Source organism: Streptomyces sp. NPDC048825 (assembly GCF_043198355.1).
GTDB classification, from domain to species: Bacteria; Actinomycetota; Actinomycetes; order Streptomycetales; family Streptomycetaceae; genus Streptomyces; species Streptomyces xiangluensis.
Genome location: NZ_JBICUR010000002.1, coordinates 474,147 through 489,805 on the forward strand (window position 1 = coordinate 474,147; position 15,659 = coordinate 489,805).

Genomic DNA, 15,659 nt, shown 5'->3' on the forward strand with positions numbered 1-15,659 from the left:
ACGTCACTCTTACGAGTTACGCGCCCTCAACTCACGTACAGACTTGGTTGGTTGGGTTGACTTTCACCAAACCCAGAACCCAGGGGAAGGGCTCGGGTCTCGGAGCTCAAGCTCCGGGCTGAACTGCGGAAACGAAGGCCTTCCAGGCGGGGGCGGGGACGGTGAGTTCCGGGCTGTCGCTCAGCTTGGAGTCGCGTATGTGGACGATGGTGGGACTGGTGGCCACCTCGACGCAGGCCCCGCCTTCGGAGTTGCTGTAGCTCGACTTGAACCACTTCAGCTGCTCGCTCATAGCTCTTCTGCCATCCGCTCGATGGATCTGACCGACTCAGCCGGGCTGAGGGCCACTGCGCGGATCATGCTAAGCCGCTCGGCCTGCGAGCTGACCACAGCTGGATCAAAGGACAGATTGCTCGCGAACTGCCCTTCGTCGAAGGCGAATCGTTCATGGTCACGGGTCTCAAGCAACACCATGGGCCCCAGCAGTGCCGCAGGTACAGCGCGATCGAAGGGCAGCACCTGAATCGAGACGGTGGACATCTGCCCTACCTCAAGCAAGTCGAGCAACTGCTCCTTGTCCACGTGCGGGCCGCGCAGGGCCGCCTCGTACAAGACGAAGTTGCACACCACCAGCGGCTTGCGGCTGAGCAACTCGCGGCGCTCCGTCCGCGCCTCCACCCGCTCGTTCACGGTCTCCTCGTCAAGCGGCGGGTAGTGATCGCCGATCAGCCGTCGTGCGTACGCATTCATCTGCAACAGGCCTGGGATGAGCACGAGTTCGTACCACCCGATGATGGCCGCCTCTCGCTCCAGCCCCATGTAGTCCTGGGAACGCGCCGGGAACTTCTCCTTCTGCAAGTAGTCCTTCGCCGCACTCAGTAAGCCCTCCGCCCGGCACAGCTCGTCCGCCGCGTCGAGCACACGCGGCGTCGGCATCCGTACGCCCTGCTCCATGGACTTGATCGTGTCCGGCGAGTAGTTGGCGGCGGCGCCCAACTCCTCTCGGCTGACGTTCGCCTTGATACGCCACCGCTTCAACTGGTTGCCGCTGTAACGCCAGTTGATCGGCGACGGCGTAACGGAGTGGTACTGGACTGACACTGCGGCACCTCCGACTGATACACCCCGGCGTGTATCCCCTCAGTCACTACCGAGCGTATCCGGGTGCTCGCCATCGTGTGACCATGACGAACGCAATCCCTCACTACCAACCCGAGTGGGTCCCCCTCGCCGGCCACCAACTCCGCGTATCCGGCGTCCACTTCGACGCGATCCGCATCCAGGGCGTACGAGGAGAACAGGTCGCCGCCGAACTCATCGAGGCGGCCGACGGCGACGCGGGGCCCGTTGTCTGCGAGGCGGTCGGGTTCCGGTGGATGTACTTCCTGCTGGCACCGGGGGCCGCGCGGACGTGTGAGTGGCCGCTGGGCGTGCAGCGGTTCGGCAGCGGGGCCGGGAGCCGTACGGTCACATACATCGGGGTCCCGGCGCTGGACGGGAACACCTGGCCGTTGCAGTGGTACAGCGAGCCGACGGTCACGGCGCCTTACGTGGAGGCGGTGCGGCTGCGGGCGGTGCTCGGCCCTCGCGGAACATGACGGCGGAGCGCCTGCGGCAACTGCTCATTGCTATGTGAGGGCAGCCTCGAAGACCTCGCGATTGGCTGTGGTGTACGCGTGCTCGCGCCGAGACCAGGCGATGCGGTCGGCGATCTGTCGGCAAGTGGCCTCAACGGCCCCCGGATTGACCTGTGCCTCCGCCCAGAAGCGAGCATTGCGGGCCTGGCGTTCCAGCACCGCATCGACGAGTACACCCCGCTCCGGGCCGACCAGGCCATAGGCGTCAGCCAGCACACGCACCTGCGCGGCCTGGACAGCGACCGGTGGCGCCTGAGCTTTGGACGAAACGCACCACAGCCAGGCCGCATAGCCGAGATCCTCCAGCGGGCTGCCTGGCGCGGCCGTGTCGAAGTCGATGAAGGCGACCGGTGTCTCGTTCTGGAAGACGGTGTTGTTGGGTCCCAGATCGTGGTGGCACACGACCTGGTGCGGCCCTGCGAGGCCGCTGCGACGGGTTGCGTCGTGCATGGCACGCACCAGGGCGCCGACTGCGGCGACCTGCCCGTCGGTCCACTGCTGGAGCTTGGGCGGAACCCAGCCCGGAAGATAGCTGAACGTGTCCCGCCCCGCTTCGTCCCGGCCCAGATAGCGCGGCGCTCCCGCGAACCCTCGGTTCTCCAACAAGCCGAGCAACGCGGCAACGAACGGCGAAGCCGCCGAAGCCGGTCTGCGGACAGTGTCGGCGACGCGGACGACACCCTTGGTGAGACGGCCTCCGGCCAGCGGAACGACGTCATCAGAGGCGTCGGCCATACCGCGAGTTCCTCCTGGGCAGGGTCAGCCCTGCTCTGTTACTCCCGCATCCGGCGCTTGACCTCAGCCAGCTGCTGCACTGGCTCACCGCGCTACTTGACCTCCCGCAACCCCAGCGGCCCCGCCAGTTCCTCCGCCATGACCTTGCCGGCCTCCTCCTCCAGGGCGTCCTCGCTGAGGTCCTGGTCGGTGTCGAGGCCGTCGAGTTCTTCCAGGGGCTGGTTCAGGCGAACGTGGGCCACCAGGGACTGGAGGGCTCGGAGGGTGGCGGAGGCTGTGGAGCCCCAGTTGGAGAAGTAGGAGAACTGCCACCACCACAGGGCTTCCGTGGTGCGGCCCGCGCGGTAGTGGGCCATGCCGTGGCGGAGGTCGGTGATGACGTCGGCCAGGTCGTCGGAGATACGGGCGGGGACCCGGCCCTTGCGGTGCTCGTACGGGTCGAAGACCTCGGAGTAGACGTCGATCGGGTCGAGAAGCGCCGCCAGGCGCTCGCGGAGTTCGTCCACGTCCGGCTCGGGGCCGAGGTCGGGCTCGTAACGCTCCTCGGGAAGGATGTCCTCGTGGGCGCCCAGGCGGCCGCCCGCCAGCATCAGCTGGGAGACCTCGAGGAGAAGGAAGGGCACGGCCGAGTCCGGCTCGTCGCCCTTGGCCACCTCGGTGACCGCGACGAGAAAACTCTCGATCTGGTCCGCGATCTGGACCGCGAAGTCACCCGGGTCCTGAGCGGTCTCGTGCAGCGTGGCGTCAGACATCTAGAAGCCGACCTTCCTCATGAGCAAAAAACGTTCAGACATCCAGGAGCCGCCTTCCCTCGAAGGCGCGGCCCAGGGTGACCTCATCGGCATACTCGAGGTCACCGCCGACCGGCAGACCGCTGGCCAGGCGGGTGACCTTGAGGCCCATGGGCTTGATCATGCGGGCGAGATATGTGGCCGTCGCCTCGCCCTCCAGGTTCGGGTCCGTGGCCAGGATCAGCTCCGTGACCGTGCCGTCCGCCAGGCGGGCCAGGAGTTCTCTTATCCGCAGGTCGTCCGGGCCGATGCCCTCGATCGGGCTGATCGCGCCGCCGAGCACGTGGTACTTGCCCCGGAACTCTCGCGTCCGCTCGATCGCCACGACATCCTTCGGCTCCTCCACCACGCAGATGACGGTGAGGTCGCGGCGCGTATCGCGGCAGATGTTGCACAGCTCCTCCTGCGCGACGTTCCCACAGGTGGCGCAGAAGCGGACCTTGGCCTTCACTTCGAGGAGGGCCTGCGCGAGACGCCGCACGTCCGTCGGCTCCGCCTGCAGGATGTGGAAGGCGATCCGCTGCGCGCTCTTGGGACCGACGCCGGGGAGCCGCCCCAGTTCGTCGATGAGGTCCTGAACCACGCCTTCGTACAACGGATTGCCTTCCTGTTTACGCTCTCTCGGTACGTACCGTAGTCGCGCTTGCTTTCTTGGTACGTACGGTAGTTGGCGTCCGGCCTTCTTAGAAGAGACGGCCGGATTGACTTAGAACGGCAGGCCGGGGATGCCGCTGCCGCCACCCAGTCCCTGGGCCAGCGGGCCGAGCTTCTCCTGCTGGAGCGCCTGCGCGTTCTCGTTGGCCGCCTGGACCGCCGCGACGATCAGGTCGGCGAGGGTCTCGGTGTCCTCCGGGTCCACGGCCTTCGGGTCGATCTTGAGGGCGCGCAGCTCGCCGGAGCCCGTCACGGTGGCCTTCACCAGGCCGCCGCCCGCCTGACCGTCGACCTCGGTGCGCGCCAGCTCCTCCTGCGCGTTCGCGAGGTCCTGTTGCATCTTCTGGGCCTGCTGGAGCAGCTGCTGCATATTGGGCTGGCCACCACCGGGAATCACGATCAGCTCCTGGTTTCGTACGGCTGTCCGGGCAGGGGTCTTCCGCCCGCGCGGGCGTTTCCCCGTCTGGGCATGAGCCTACGTGGTCTACAGCGGCATCGCTCCAGCACTCTTTCGAGTGACGCAAGGCGATTGCCTATACCTGATCAAGGACCACGTCCGAGCGTAAAACCCCCGATACCGGGGCCATCGCCACCCATTGGGAGGTAGTAAGGGTTGGGCGCTTCAGCAGCTTGCGGCACCCTTGCGCCACGGTACCGTCACGCAACGTAATGATGAGGGAGCGTCGGTGAGCCAGCCGGAGATGCAGCCCGAGGGGTCGGCCCAGGACGGTCGGGGTGACGGGCGGGGGGACGGTGTTGCTGACGGATATGGGAGAGGTGTTCTGCCCGGTGCGCCGACGCCCGGTGATCTGATGGGGCGGCCGTTTCCGGTCGGTGACTGGGCGGAGCCGGCTGAACGGCTCCATGAGCTGTACCGGTGGGTGGAGGCGGGGGCACTCGCCACGGCCTCCTGGTATCTCGCCGGGCGGGGGTGGAAGCGACGGGGCGCCCGGGTGCTTCGGGCCGGTACGGCTGTGGGCGCGGTGGCCGGAGCGGCGTTGCCGGTGCTCGACCTCACGGGGGTGGCGGGCGGTGTGGCTCCCTGGGGTTATCTGGCGCTCCTGGGCGGGGTCGCGTGTGTGGCAGTGGACCGTTTCTTCGGGGTCACGTCCGGGTGGATAAGGGATGTGGCCACGGCGCAGGCCGTGCAGCGGCGGCTTCAGGCGCTGCAGTTCGACTGGACGTCGGAGTGTGTGCGGGAGGTTCTCGGGCCTACGGAGGGGACGGCTGCGGATGCCGCCGAGCGGTGCCTCGGGGTGTTGCGGCGGTTCTCCGAGGATGTTACGGAGCTGGTGCGGGCGGAGACTGCGGACTGGATGGTGGAGTTCCGTACCGGGTCCGCTCCGCTGGGCTTGCAGTCCTCTGTGTCCGGGGCTTCGCGGCCGGACTCGGGTTCGGGCGGGCGGGCGCCGCTCACTCCGGGGGCGCGGCCGAACATGCCTCGGCAGCGGCCGCCGGAGGCTCGGTGACGGCTACGCCTGCGGATCCGGGAACGCCACCGGGCTCCGATACCCCGCCCTGCTCACCGCCCGAACCCCGAAGAACACGTTGTCCTTCGACAGGTCGACCTTGTGTTTCGTCACGTCGCCGACCCGTATCACGTGCGTCCAGTCGGACTCCGTGGTCTCGCGCCACACCACCTCGTAGCCCGCGAGGTCGGGCTCGGGGCCGCGCGTCCAGGTCAGCTCGGTGGAGTTCGTGAGCGCGGCGGTGAGGATCTTGACACCCCGCGGTGTGCCGGGAGCCTGGGCCAGGCTCCACAGGGCGGCCGCGTTGACGCGCGCCACGCGGGCGATAAAGGCGAAGTCGCAGAACTCCGGCAGGTCCCCGTACTGCTTGCCGTTCTCGACCCGTACATCCTGGTGCTGGTGCGCGTAGTCCTCCGCCGGCTCGGTGAAACGGGCGGCGGGATAGGCGCGTTCGAGGAACGGGATGTGGTCGCCGCCGCGGCGGTAGCGGTCGCGACGGTAGATGACGCGTACGTTCATGCCGGTCGCGGAGTTGTCCGCCGTGTCCCTCACGAAGCGGGCCAGCTGACGGGTGGCGGAGTCGTTCTCGCCGCCCACGGAGCGGCGGGTGTCGGCCTGTTCGGGCGTTTCCGAGGTGGGGACGCCCTCGGCGAAGAGGCGGATCGTGTACGGATCCTTCGTGCCGTCGTCTGCCGTCGAGCTGCCCACGATGTCGTTGGTGAACATGCCCTGGACGTCCGCGTCGGCCGACCGGAACCGCTGCGCCATGTGCGCCGCCCCGTACAGTCCCTGCTCCTCCCCCGCCACCGCCGCGAACACGATCGTCGCGGCCGGCGAGCGCAGCGAGATGGGGGTCCCCCCGGCCGAAGGCTGGGGGAGCCCCGCCATCACTCGGGCCAGTTCCATGGCGACCGCCACCCCCGAGGCGTCGTCGTCCGCGCCCGGGGCGTCCGACGTGGCGTCCATGGGGTCGCTGCATCGGGAGTCGTAATGGCCCGAGACCACGTAGATACGGTCCGGTGTGACCGAACCGCGCAGGGTCGCGACCACGTTCGTGATGCGGGTGGCCACGGGGATACGGTTCGCCGGCTGCTGGACGTACGACTGGAGTTCGGCCGTCATCCGGCCGCCGGAGGCCTTCGCGTACGACTTCATCTCCGCGAGGATCCAGTCGCGGGCCGCGCCTATGCCGCGCTTGGGGTCGTCCTGGGAGGAGAGCGTGTGCCGCGTGCCGAAGGAGGCGAGTTTGCGGACGGTCGCCTCGATGCGGTCGGGGTCGATCTCCTGTAACAGGGCGCGGAGTTCGCGGGAAGGTGGCTGGGCGGTGGCGGGAGGACGCGCACCGGTGGGCTCAATGCCCTTGGCCTGCGCGGTGACCGCGTCGGCGGACACCGCCACGGCTGCCGACGCCGCGGCCAGGACGTTTCTTCTGCTGGGGCGCATGGGTCCTCCCGGAACACGGATGTACGGGGGTGCACGGGTGAGGGAACACGTGACTTGCCATCGTTCTGCACGCGCCCAGCAGGGGCAAGGGTGCCCGGAGTTCAGCCGGCCTCGTCGCTCCTGGCCTTCTCGTCGCAGAGCTTGGCCCCGGTCACCGTCTCGCACGGCACGTGCCCATGGCCGCGGATCACGCTCTGGGCGGTGCCCCGCCGCACATAGGCGAGGAAGCTGTCGGTGAGGGAGCTCGCGGAGGGGCGGCCGTAGGTGTAGGCGTACTCGAGGCCGTAGTACGGGTAGGCGTTCTCGCCCTTCTCCAGGTTCTCGACGGAGGACTGGTGGCCGTCGATGGCGAGCCGGCGCAGGCCTCGCCGCTCGGTGGCCTGGCTGAGCTCGCTGTAGCCGATGGCCCCGGGGGTCTCGGCGACCGTGTCCAGCACCTGCTGCGTGGAGTCGAGTTCGCAGCGCGTGACGGGGGAGGACGCGTCGTCCTTGCTGCGGCAGTCCAGCGAGGTGCTGGGCACCCGCTCCCAGCTGTCCAGCACCTCCCGCTGGAACATCTGCCGGGTACCGGAGTCGGCGTCGCGGCTGACGAGGACGACGGGAAGGTCGGGGAGCCGTGCGTCGAGCTGCCGCCAGCGTGTGACCTCGCCGCGGTAGATACGGCGTACGTCGTCCAGGGTCAGGCCCCCGCTCGGCCTGATGCCGTCGTTGACGACCAGGGTGAAGAGGGACAACGCGATCCGGTTTCCGGTCAGTTCGGGATCGTCGATGGTCTTGGGGCCGTCGGAGAAGGCGATGACGGCGGGCGAACCCTTCGACTGGGCGCCCAGAGCGGCGAGTTCGTTGACCCCGGCCGTACTGCCGCGCGCGTCCACGGTGATGTCGGCGCCCTCGCAGTCCTTCTCGTACTCGTCCTCCAGGTCCTCCAGCACGGGCTTGAACGCCGTCGACCCGGTGAGCGTCAGCTTGCCCGTCTCGCATTCGATCGGCGGCGGGGTGTCGTCCCGGGCGACGATGATCGTGGCCAGGGCGATCACGCAGAGCGTGAGCAGCACGGTGATCAGCCGGGCCGCACGGCTGAACAGCGGCGGCTGCTCGTCCGGTGTCGCACTGCGGTTGGGGTGCACCTCGCCGTCGCGGATGCCGCCGATGAGCCGTATGCCGCAGCCGACGTCCCCGCCCGACAGCAGCACGAGCATCTTGAAGTGCTCGCCGCGGTTGAGCGGGACGCGAGGGATGCGCAGGACGCCGTCCTGGTAGCCGAAACCCGCGGCCGGGGTGAAGTGGTCCATGAGGTGGTCGGTGCCGGCCGGCTGCGTGACCGACACACCTCGGATCACCCGGTCGCTGAACACCGCGGTGAGACCGTGCCGTTCGCGCCCGGTGTAGTCGCTGTCGGCGATGCTCTGCGAGCCGTCGTTCTCGACACGCAGCAGCACCAGCGTCGCATCCGACATGTCCGGGGCCTCGTCGAACAGCCCGAGCCGTACGTTCGCGCGGCCCGAACGCACATCGTGGCCGATGGGGTTGTCCATCTGCACGCGGTAGCCGATCCGCTTGCGGCGCGGTACCCGGCGTTCGTACCAGACCATCACGGCGGACGCCACGACACCGACCACTGCCGTCGTCAGCGCGATGACGTTCTCCGCGCTCAGCCAATCCTGCACGTGAGCCACTCCCCCGAGCACTACGCGGCGGGCGCCTGCTGCGGGATCAAGGTACGACCCTCGATGGGGACATTACGGACACGACAGCGGAAGTTCAGCGGCAGTTCAGCCACTTCACGCAGTTGTGTACGTCAACTCGCCGCTCAGTCCGCCTTGTTGTACGTCAGCTCGCCGCTGCCCGCCGTGTTCACACGGCGCAGGCTGCCGTCCGGGAGGATGGTCAGCTCCGTGGCCTCGCCCGGGGTGCAGGAGGTGGGCGGTTCGCCGACGGTGACCGTGGAGGGGCCGATACGGAGCGGGCCGCCGGCGGTCGGGGGCTCGGCCAGTTCCGCCTGGAACACGCAGTGGTACGTACCCTCGCCGTTCGCCCCTTCCGGGCCGTCCGCCGTGAGCGAGAGCACGATGTCGCCCACCCCGCCCTGCTGGATGGTGAGCCGACGGGTGTTGCTCCCGTCGCCGGTGTCGAATACCGCCGTCCAGCTGCCGAGGTACTCGGTGGGGATCGAGCCGCCTGCCGGGGTTTCCTCCGCGGTCTTCGACGGCTGGGCGGTCGGATCCGGGGCCGGGCCCTGGTTGGTCGGGTCCGCCGTCGTGGGTGCGCTCGTCGTCGGTGATGCTGTGGGGTCGCCGCCCGCGCGATGGTTGTCCCCGCCGCCGCTCATCAGCGCGTAGACCGAGCCTCCCGCGGCGAGCGCGACAACCAGGGCCACCACGATCAGGAAGGCGGTGGAACGACCGCTTCGCTGGGGTGGTTGCTGCGGGGCGTCGGCTCCCGGCCCGTACGCAGGCCCGTACGGGGGAGTCGAGCCCGGCGCGGGCGCGTACGCCGGCGTCGCACCCCAGGTGCCGGGCTGCTGCGGGTAGCCGTACCCGGCGGGCTGCGGGTGCTGGTGCGGATAGCCGTAGGCCGGGCCCGGCGGATGGGGCGGCGCAGTCGTCGGGCCCGAGCCGCCCAGCGCCGTGGGCAGGTGATCCAGCGGGGCGCGGCCCGGCGCGCCCGGCGGGGGCGGGGCGGAGTCGTCGGAGGCGGGGGCGTGTTCGCGGGAGGCTTCGGGCATGGGGGCGTGCTCGGGGGTGCGGGCGTGGGGCTTGGCGACGTTCACGGCGGCCGGACCCGCGGCACCTCCCGCGGAACCCGCCGGACCGGCCGGCCCCGCCTCCCCGGCACCCGCGGCGGCCTCGGCCGCCTCCCGCGGAAGCCCCGGAATCTCCGGATTCTCCGTGTCCTCCGGGCCCTCCGGGTTCTCGGTGTCCAGCAACTGCACGGCATGACGCCCCAGTTGGGCCACCAGCATGCTCGGCAGCCAGGGGTCGCGGCTGCGGCCTTCGGCGACGGTGTCCTCCGCGCCGGTGCGTTCCAGGATGTCGTCGAGGCTCGGGCGGGCGGCCGGGTCCTTGCGCAGACAGAGCCGTACGAGATCGGCGAGGCCCTCCGGCAGCCGCTCCAGGTCCGGTTCCTCCTGCGCGATGCGGAACATCAGGGCGTGCACCCCGCTGTTGGCCGCGCCGAAGGGAAGGTCGCCGGTAGCCGCGTACGCGAGGATGGAACCCAGGCAGAAGACGTCGCAGGCCGGTGTGATCCGGTCGCCGCGCACCTGTTCGGGGGCCATGAACCCGGGCGAGCCGACGAGCGCGCCGGTACGCGTCAGTCCCCCGTCGGTCACCGTCTCCAGGGCGCGCGCGATGCCGAAGTCGATGACGCGGGGGCCGTCGATCGTGACGAGCACGTTCGAGGGCTTGAGGTCGCGATGGATGATCCCGGCGGCGTGAATGTCCTTGAGCGCGTGGGCGAGTCCGGCCGCGAGGATGCGTACGGAACGCTCGGGCAGCGCGCCATGGTCGTGCCCGACGACGGTCTGGAGGGAGGGCCCGGCGACATAGCCGGTCGCGACCCACGGAATCGCGGCCTCCGTGTCGGCGTCGAGGACGGGTGCGGTCCAGTACCCCCCGACCCGCCGCGCGTTCCGCACCTCCTGCCGGAACCGCGCCCGGAACTCCTCCTGCTGGGCGAGCTCCTGTCGCACCAGCTTCACGGCGACGGTCCGGCCGCGGTCGGAACGCGCCAGATACACGTTCCCCATCCCGCCTGACCCCAGCCGCGCCAGCAGCCGGTAAGCGCCGATCCGTCCCCCGCCTCCGGCCTGGGGGATGCCCATCGGCTCCCCCTGTCCCAGCTTCTCCATGGCCGGCGCCCCTCCCCTGCGTGTGCGACAGAGGTGAGGATAGTGCGGACATACGGGTAAGAACGTCGGGCGGTCTCTACAGGTCCGTAACAGCCGACGCAGGCGACGAGACCTGGTCGAGCGCCTGTGACAGGCGTTCCAACACACGTACGGTCTCGGCGAAGCCTTCGTCCGTGAGGACGTCCGCGAGGCGGTCGGCGAGGGCCGCGTGGCCGGGGTGGATCTTCGCTATGGCGGCGCGGCCGTCCTCGGTCGGAGTGAGCAGCTTGGCGCGGCGGTGGGCGGGGTTGGGTGCGTACTCGGCGAGGCCTCGCTCCACGAGGAGGTCGGCGATCCGTTGCACGCTCTGCCGGGTGATACCCATCGCGCGGGCGATCCCGGAGACGGGGAGAGGTTCGGTCAGTACGGCTCCGAGGACCTGCCACCAGGCGGCGGTCAGTCCGGCGGGCCGGGCCAACTCCTCTGCCACGGACAGGAATTGACCGTTGAGCCGGAAGACGCCGAGGGCGCTGCGGCTGAGCAGATCCTGACGCTCGCGGCTCACTGACCGGCCGCCTCGAGGACGGCGTACGCCTCCGGGTCCGAGTCGTGGAACAGCCGGTACCAGGCGTCCAGCACGTCACCCTCGTACACGCCGAGCAGCCGGAACACCTCGCGGGCGAAGGCGACGGGTTCGGTGGGCCCGGCGGTGATCAGCTTCCCGTCGGTCACGGCGTCGGCGTCGACGTACCGCTCGCCGCCCTTGTATCCGGTGGCGGCCAGATAGAAGGACACGGCGCTGGTGTGCTTGCGGTCGTCGAGCAGGCCCTCTCGGGCCAGCCCGGCCGTCGCCCCGCAGATCGCGGCGACGGGGACGCCAGCGTCGAGGAAGGCGCGCGCCATGCGCGCGAAGGGCACGAGCTCGTCGCCCGTCTCCCAGAGACCGGCGCCGGTGAGGATCAGCAGGGAGCTGTCCTCGGGGCGAAGGTCGGAGAGGACGAGATCCGGCTGGATGCGTACGCCGCCGATGGTCTTCACGAGCTCACGGTCGGGGCCCACCGTACGGACCTCGTACCCGGCACGCGCGAGATACGCGGTCGCATGACCGGTCTCCCAGTCGGCGAAGGTGTCGTAGACGGCGAGGTGGACGGGCTTGCGGGGTGTCGAGCTGGTCATGGTCTTGCCTCCTGGCATGCGCCGTAAGCCGAAACTGCCGGTGTTGTTTGGTTGGGGCTCGTTCCGTCGATGTCAGTATGCTGTCAAATAAGCAGCATGCTGTCAAGTGCAGGTGCTCCTTAACCTTCGTCGGCGGTCCGCTTAACCGCTCGCTCCCTAGCGTCGTCGGCATGGACAGCACAGAGAATCTCGGACTGATCGCCACCCACCTCGGCCTCGATCTCCTGGCCGTCACGCTGCTGACATTCGGCGTCTTCCATCCACGGCACCGCCGACGGGAGCTGGTGCCGGCGTACGTCGCGCTGAACGTGGCGCTGTTCGCGGTCGTCGCCGCGCTCGGCAGCGTGGGCAACGACGGCGGACTTGCGCTCGGCTTCGGGCTGTTCGGGGTGTTGTCGATCGTCCGGCTCCGGTCGGACGCGGTGCAGCACCAGGAGGTCGCGTACTACTTCACGACCCTGGTCCTCGGCTTGCTGTGCGGGCTGCCCGGGCTGGGCCTCGGCGTGGCCGCGGGCCTCGCGGGCATCCTGCTGCTCGTCATGTACGTCGCCGACCATCCCCGGCTGTACGCGCGGGAGCGCCGCGCCGTCGTCACGCTCGACGTGGTGCATCGCGACACGGGCGCGCTCCGCGCCGACCTCGCACGGCGGCTCGGGGAGCCGCTTCGATGGACGGTCCAGGAGGTGGACTACGTGCGTGACCTGATGGTCGTGGACGTGAGGTACCGGGAGCCGCAGGCGCGGCCGGGGCGGCCGGGGTCCGATGGGGCGGCGGACATCGCGTGGGAGCCGGCCGCTGCCGGGAACTGCGCGCGGGTAGCCGTCACCGCGACGGCGGTCAATGGGCCGGCGCGATGAGCGCCGGCGCGACAGGCGGTCGTACGACAGGCGCCGGTGCGGCAGGCGCCCGTGCGGCAGGCCTCGGTAGGACTGGCGCTGACGCTTTGAGCGCCGCCGAGTTGGCCCTCGGTCGGGCCGCGCTCGCCGCGCACACTGTGTCGCTGGCCGAGCTGAACGCCCGCGCCGAGCTGCTGGCCCGGCACGACAACAGCTACGTCGTACCCGTCGCCGCCTTCGAGGACTTCGCGGCGCGGCTGACCGATCCGCGGCGTGCGGGAGGCCCTTTCCGGGTGCTGGCCATCGACGGACTGCGCCGCTTCCTGTACCGCTCCACGTATTACGACACCCCTGGACTGCGTACGTTCCACGACCACCGGCAGGAGCGGCGGCTGCGTTTCCGGGTGCGGGAGCGGGTCTATCAGGACAGCGGGGAGCGGCAGTTCGAGATCAAACTCAAGAGCGGGCGTGGCGAGACGGTGAAGCACCGGCAGCGGATGGCCGACGGTGACCTGCCGCTGGATGGCACGCGGGGCCGGTTCCTGGCCGACGTTCTCAGGCGCTCGTACGGCATCGAGGCCCCGTCCGGTCTCGTGCCCTCCCTGGTGACGGACTACCGGCGCGTGACGTTCACCGCCGGCGGGGAGCGGGTGACGTGCGACGCCGGGCTGCTGGTCCGCGACCCGGCGACCGGCCGCACGGCCGCCGCCTCGGAGGGGGTCGTCCTCGTCGAGACGAAGACCCGGGGGCACCTGACGGAGGCGGACCGTCTTCTCCACGGGTACGGCCTGCGGCCGGCCGGGTTCACGAAGTACAGCGCGGGATTGGCGGTTCTGCGGCCGGAGTTGGGGATGAACGCCTGGGGGAGGGCGGTGCGATCGGTGTTTCCGCGGGATCGGGAGGCGGTTCCGCGGGGGTGACCGAGGCGGACGACGAGGCGGACGAGGCGGACGACCGCTCAGCGGTCGTCGTCCCCAGACCCCTTACGGCCCACACCCGTTACGGTCCCCAGGCCCGTTCCGGTCCACGCTCCCGGACGACTCCGTCTCCCCGACCGTCGGGAACGTCAGCGTCACCTGTGCTCCAGGGACGTTCTCCGTACGGAAGCGGCCACCCGACTCCTCCGCGGTGCGGCGGGCGATGTCCAGGCCCAGACCGGTGGAGCCCGCGCCGCTGCTGCCGCGCTCGGTTGCGTGGGCGCCGGGGAAGCCCGGACCCTCGTCCGCGACGAGGAGTTCCGGTCCCTCGGGAGTGGCGCGCGCCGTGACGCGGAAGGGGGTGCCCTGGGGCGTGTGGTCGAGGACGTTGCCGATCAATGCGTCGAGGGCGGCGGCGAGTTCGTCGGCTGAGACGGCGACCGGCAGCGGCCCGGAGGGAGTGCCGATCTCCACCGTACGGTCCTGGTCCTCCGCCAACGGCAGCCAGAACGCGGCACGTTCCCGTGCGACGGTGGCCAGGTCGGCACGGGGCGCGGCCTCCCGGAGGGGACGCCGGGCCGTACGAATGACGTCGTCGACGCCGCGTTGCAGCGCGGCCACGCTCGAGGCGATGCGCTCGGCCTCGGCCGGATCGCGCAGGGTCTCGGCGTCCAGGCGGAGGGCGGCAACAGGGGTACGGAGGCGGTGTGCGAGGTCGGCGGCGTTCTCGCGTTCCGCGGTGAGGAGGTCGTCGATGCGGGCGGCGAGCCGGTTCAGCTGCCCGGCGACCAGCCGGAGTTCGGGCGGGCCCTCGGGTTCGGCGCGCGCCGACAGATCACCGGCGGCCAACCGGTCCGCGGTGCGGGCCAGTGAGCGGGTCGCGCCGACGAGCCGCGCGCCCAGCCGGTCGGCGAGCAGCAACCCCAGCAGGACGAGCCCGACGCCGATACCCGCCAGCACGAGCCAGGACGTGAGGACGCCGTCGTACAACTGCCCCCTGGCGAGCGTCGCTTGAACCACAGCCGTACCGTCGGCGGCCCCCTGTACCGGCACGAGGACGACCCGCCCGCCGTCCGGCGGCTCGTATGTGAACGCCCGCCCGGTCCGCGCGAGCCGCACCGCGTCCGTCACCCGGGCCCGCCCGCCGATGACGGTGCCGTCCGCCAGCACGAGCGAAATGCCCGGCAGCCCCGGCCCGTTCACACTCTGCACGGCCTGCTCGGCGCTCTCCCGGCCGCCCGCGCCCGCGGCGAGCGCGGGCCCGGCGGCGGCCGCCACCCACTGTGCCCGCGCGGTCGCCTCCGCGGTCGCCCGGTCCGCGGCGTGGCTGCGGGTGAGCAGGGTGAGCGGCACCAGCAGTGCGGCCAGCACGAGCGCGGTGGTGGCTCCGGTGAGCAGCAGCAACCGCCGTCTCACTGGCCGGCCTCCGGTGCCGTCAGCTTGACGCCGACCGTTCGCACCGTGTGCAGGTAGCGCGGCGTCTGAGCCGTCTCCCCCAACTTTCTTCTCAGCCATGACAGATGGACGTCGACCGTCTTGTCGGCGCCGCCCAAGGGCTGCTGCCAGACCTCGGCGAGGAGTTCGCGGCGGGACACCACCTGGCCCGGCCGGCGGGCCAGGTGGGTGAGGAGGTCGAACTCGCGGGGCGTGAGGTCCAGGGGCCGGCCGTCGAGGGTGACCTCGCGGGACACCGGGTCCACGACGAGGCCGCCCACCCGCAGCGGTTCCTCCGCCTCGGGCGGTCCCAGGCGGCGCAGTACCGCCTTGATCCGGGCGTCCAGTTGCGCCGCGCCGAACGGCTTCACGATGTAGTCGTCCGCGCCGCTCTCCAGGAGCGTGACCATCTCCGGCTCCTCGTCGCGTGCCGTCGCCACGATCACTGGCACGTCACTGACGGCCCGCAGCATCCGCAGTACCTGGCCGCCGTCCACGTCCGGCAGCCCCAGGTCCAGCACGACCAGGTCGGGCGGGCTGGTCACCGCCGCGTCGAGCCCTGCCATGCCGTCCGGCGCCGTCGCGACGGCATGGCCCCTGTCCCGCAGTGCGCGCACCAGGGCGCCGCGCAGCGCCGGATCGTCCTCCACAACGAGCAGATGGGCCATGCGGCCACCGTAGCCAGGGAGTTGCTCCGGGATGCCCGCGGGCGGGGTGCGGGGCTTTTCCTTGTCCGCG

General features: G+C 70.5%; 17 protein-coding genes. 4 read left to right on the plus strand and 13 right to left on the minus strand.

All coding sequences use genetic code 11. The features are described from left to right. Positions 1-106 precede the first annotated feature (106 nt). Together ACGFNK_RS07585 and ACGFNK_RS07590 are read right to left on the minus strand one after the other, a co-directional pair. Positions 107-292, minus strand: a complete 186-nt coding sequence (locus ACGFNK_RS07585) for a DUF397 domain-containing protein (RefSeq protein WP_393412895.1) — start codon at positions 290-292, stop codon at positions 107-109. Then, positions 289-1,101, minus strand: coding sequence for a helix-turn-helix domain-containing protein (locus ACGFNK_RS07590; RefSeq protein WP_393412897.1), 813 nt, complete (start codon positions 1,099-1,101; stop codon positions 289-291). Before ACGFNK_RS07590 ends, ACGFNK_RS07585 begins: the two co-directional genes overlap by 4 nt. Before the next feature lie 77 nt (positions 1,102-1,178). On the opposite strand from ACGFNK_RS07590, the gene ACGFNK_RS07595 reads away from it, so the two are divergent. After that, entirely contained in the window at positions 1,179-1,598 is a 420-nt protein-coding gene (locus tag ACGFNK_RS07595; RefSeq protein ID WP_393412899.1) for a hypothetical protein, read from the plus strand. 30 nt (positions 1,599-1,628) lie between these two features. Here the strand turns inward: ACGFNK_RS07595 and ACGFNK_RS07600 are convergent, their stop codons facing one another. The 4 genes from ACGFNK_RS07600 to ACGFNK_RS07615 all read right to left on the minus strand — a co-directional run bounded on the left by ACGFNK_RS07600 (position 1,629) and on the right by ACGFNK_RS07615 (position 4,214). Continuing rightward, positions 1,629-2,372: a phosphotransferase family protein gene (locus ACGFNK_RS07600; protein ID WP_393412901.1), complete on the minus strand. Its 744-nt coding sequence runs from the start codon at positions 2,370-2,372 to the stop codon at positions 1,629-1,631. Between the two features lie 92 nt (positions 2,373-2,464). Continuing rightward, entirely contained in the window at positions 2,465-3,124 is a 660-nt protein-coding gene (locus tag ACGFNK_RS07605; protein ID WP_386342610.1) for a DUF5063 domain-containing protein, read from the minus strand. A gap of 34 nt (positions 3,125-3,158) precedes the next feature. Then, positions 3,159-3,758, minus strand: coding sequence for a recombination mediator RecR (gene recR, locus ACGFNK_RS07610; protein WP_386342609.1), 600 nt, complete (start codon positions 3,756-3,758; stop codon positions 3,159-3,161). A gap of 111 nt (positions 3,759-3,869) precedes the next feature. After that, positions 3,870-4,214 carry a YbaB/EbfC family nucleoid-associated protein gene (locus tag ACGFNK_RS07615; RefSeq protein ID WP_165339968.1) on the minus strand — a complete coding sequence of 115 codons (345 nt, stop codon included), beginning with the start codon at positions 4,212-4,214 and terminating at the stop codon, positions 3,870-3,872. A gap of 289 nt (positions 4,215-4,503) precedes the next feature. On the opposite strand from ACGFNK_RS07615, the gene ACGFNK_RS07620 reads away from it, so the two are divergent. Beyond that, positions 4,504-5,286: an SLATT domain-containing protein gene (locus ACGFNK_RS07620; RefSeq protein WP_393412904.1), complete on the plus strand. Its 783-nt coding sequence runs from the start codon at positions 4,504-4,506 to the stop codon at positions 5,284-5,286. A 3-nt stretch (positions 5,287-5,289) separates the two neighbouring features. Here ACGFNK_RS07620 and ACGFNK_RS07625 read toward each other — a convergent pair whose 3' ends face one another. From ACGFNK_RS07625 to ACGFNK_RS07645, 5 genes are all read right to left on the minus strand, one after another. After that, positions 5,290-6,729, minus strand: coding sequence for a M28 family peptidase (locus ACGFNK_RS07625; RefSeq protein WP_393412906.1), 1,440 nt, complete (start codon positions 6,727-6,729; stop codon positions 5,290-5,292). Between the two features lie 101 nt (positions 6,730-6,830). Then, the gene (locus tag ACGFNK_RS07630; protein ID WP_393412908.1) at positions 6,831-8,396 is read right to left on the minus strand and encodes a PstS family phosphate ABC transporter substrate-binding protein; all 1,566 of its coding nucleotides are present in this window, start codon (positions 8,394-8,396) and stop codon (positions 6,831-6,833) included. 143 nt (positions 8,397-8,539) lie between these two features. Beyond that, positions 8,540-10,579 (minus strand): protein kinase, encoded by a 2,040-nt coding sequence (locus tag ACGFNK_RS07635; protein ID WP_393412910.1) that lies wholly within the window; start codon positions 10,577-10,579, stop codon positions 8,540-8,542. Positions 10,580-10,655: 76 nt separating this feature from the next. After that, positions 10,656-11,123, minus strand: coding sequence for a MarR family winged helix-turn-helix transcriptional regulator (locus ACGFNK_RS07640; RefSeq protein ID WP_393412912.1), 468 nt, complete (start codon positions 11,121-11,123; stop codon positions 10,656-10,658). Continuing rightward, positions 11,120-11,734, minus strand: coding sequence for a type 1 glutamine amidotransferase family protein (locus ACGFNK_RS07645; protein ID WP_393412914.1), 615 nt, complete (start codon positions 11,732-11,734; stop codon positions 11,120-11,122). Before ACGFNK_RS07645 ends, ACGFNK_RS07640 begins: the two co-directional genes overlap by 4 nt. Before the next feature lie 170 nt (positions 11,735-11,904). Here ACGFNK_RS07645 and ACGFNK_RS07650 point away from each other — a divergent pair, with 170 nt between their 5' ends. Both ACGFNK_RS07650 and ACGFNK_RS07655 read left to right on the plus strand, forming a co-directional pair. Next, positions 11,905-12,591 (plus strand): DUF4956 domain-containing protein, encoded by a 687-nt coding sequence (locus ACGFNK_RS07650; protein WP_393412916.1) that lies wholly within the window; start codon positions 11,905-11,907, stop codon positions 12,589-12,591. 86 nt (positions 12,592-12,677) lie between these two features. After that, complete coding sequence (locus ACGFNK_RS07655; protein WP_393412918.1) at positions 12,678-13,490, plus strand: VTC domain-containing protein; 813 nt, start codon at positions 12,678-12,680, stop codon at positions 13,488-13,490. Between the two features lie 63 nt (positions 13,491-13,553). Here ACGFNK_RS07655 and ACGFNK_RS07660 read toward each other — a convergent pair whose 3' ends face one another. Together ACGFNK_RS07660 and ACGFNK_RS07665 are read right to left on the minus strand one after the other, a co-directional pair. Beyond that, the gene (locus ACGFNK_RS07660; RefSeq protein WP_393412920.1) at positions 13,554-14,903 is read right to left on the minus strand and encodes a sensor histidine kinase; all 1,350 of its coding nucleotides are present in this window, start codon (positions 14,901-14,903) and stop codon (positions 13,554-13,556) included. Continuing rightward, positions 14,900-15,589, minus strand: a complete 690-nt coding sequence (locus ACGFNK_RS07665) for a response regulator transcription factor (protein ID WP_393412922.1) — start codon at positions 15,587-15,589, stop codon at positions 14,900-14,902. Before ACGFNK_RS07665 ends, ACGFNK_RS07660 begins: the two co-directional genes overlap by 4 nt. Positions 15,590-15,659 lie beyond the last annotated feature (70 nt).

Excerpts from the sequence above, each read along its gene's own strand:
- ACGFNK_RS07645 (WP_393412914.1), bottom strand. The coding sequence starts at position 11,734 with ATGACCAGCTCGACACCCCGCAAGCCCGTCCACCTCGCCGTCTACGAC.
- ACGFNK_RS07600 (WP_393412901.1), bottom strand. The coding sequence starts at position 2,372 with ATGGCCGACGCCTCTGATGACGTCGTTCCGCTGGCCGGAGGCCGTCTC.
- ACGFNK_RS07585 (WP_393412895.1), bottom strand. The coding sequence starts at position 292 with ATGAGCGAGCAGCTGAAGTGGTTCAAGTCGAGCTACAGCAACTCCGAA.
- ACGFNK_RS07605 (WP_386342610.1), bottom strand. The coding sequence starts at position 3,124 with ATGTCTGACGCCACGCTGCACGAGACCGCTCAGGACCCGGGTGACTTC.
- ACGFNK_RS07650 (WP_393412916.1), top strand. The coding sequence starts at position 11,905 with ATGGACAGCACAGAGAATCTCGGACTGATCGCCACCCACCTCGGCCTC.
- ACGFNK_RS07625 (WP_393412906.1), bottom strand. The coding sequence starts at position 6,729 with ATGCGCCCCAGCAGAAGAAACGTCCTGGCCGCGGCGTCGGCAGCCGTG.
- ACGFNK_RS07635 (WP_393412910.1), bottom strand. The coding sequence starts at position 10,579 with ATGGAGAAGCTGGGACAGGGGGAGCCGATGGGCATCCCCCAGGCCGGA.
- ACGFNK_RS07665 (WP_393412922.1), bottom strand. The coding sequence starts at position 15,589 with ATGGCCCATCTGCTCGTTGTGGAGGACGATCCGGCGCTGCGCGGCGCC.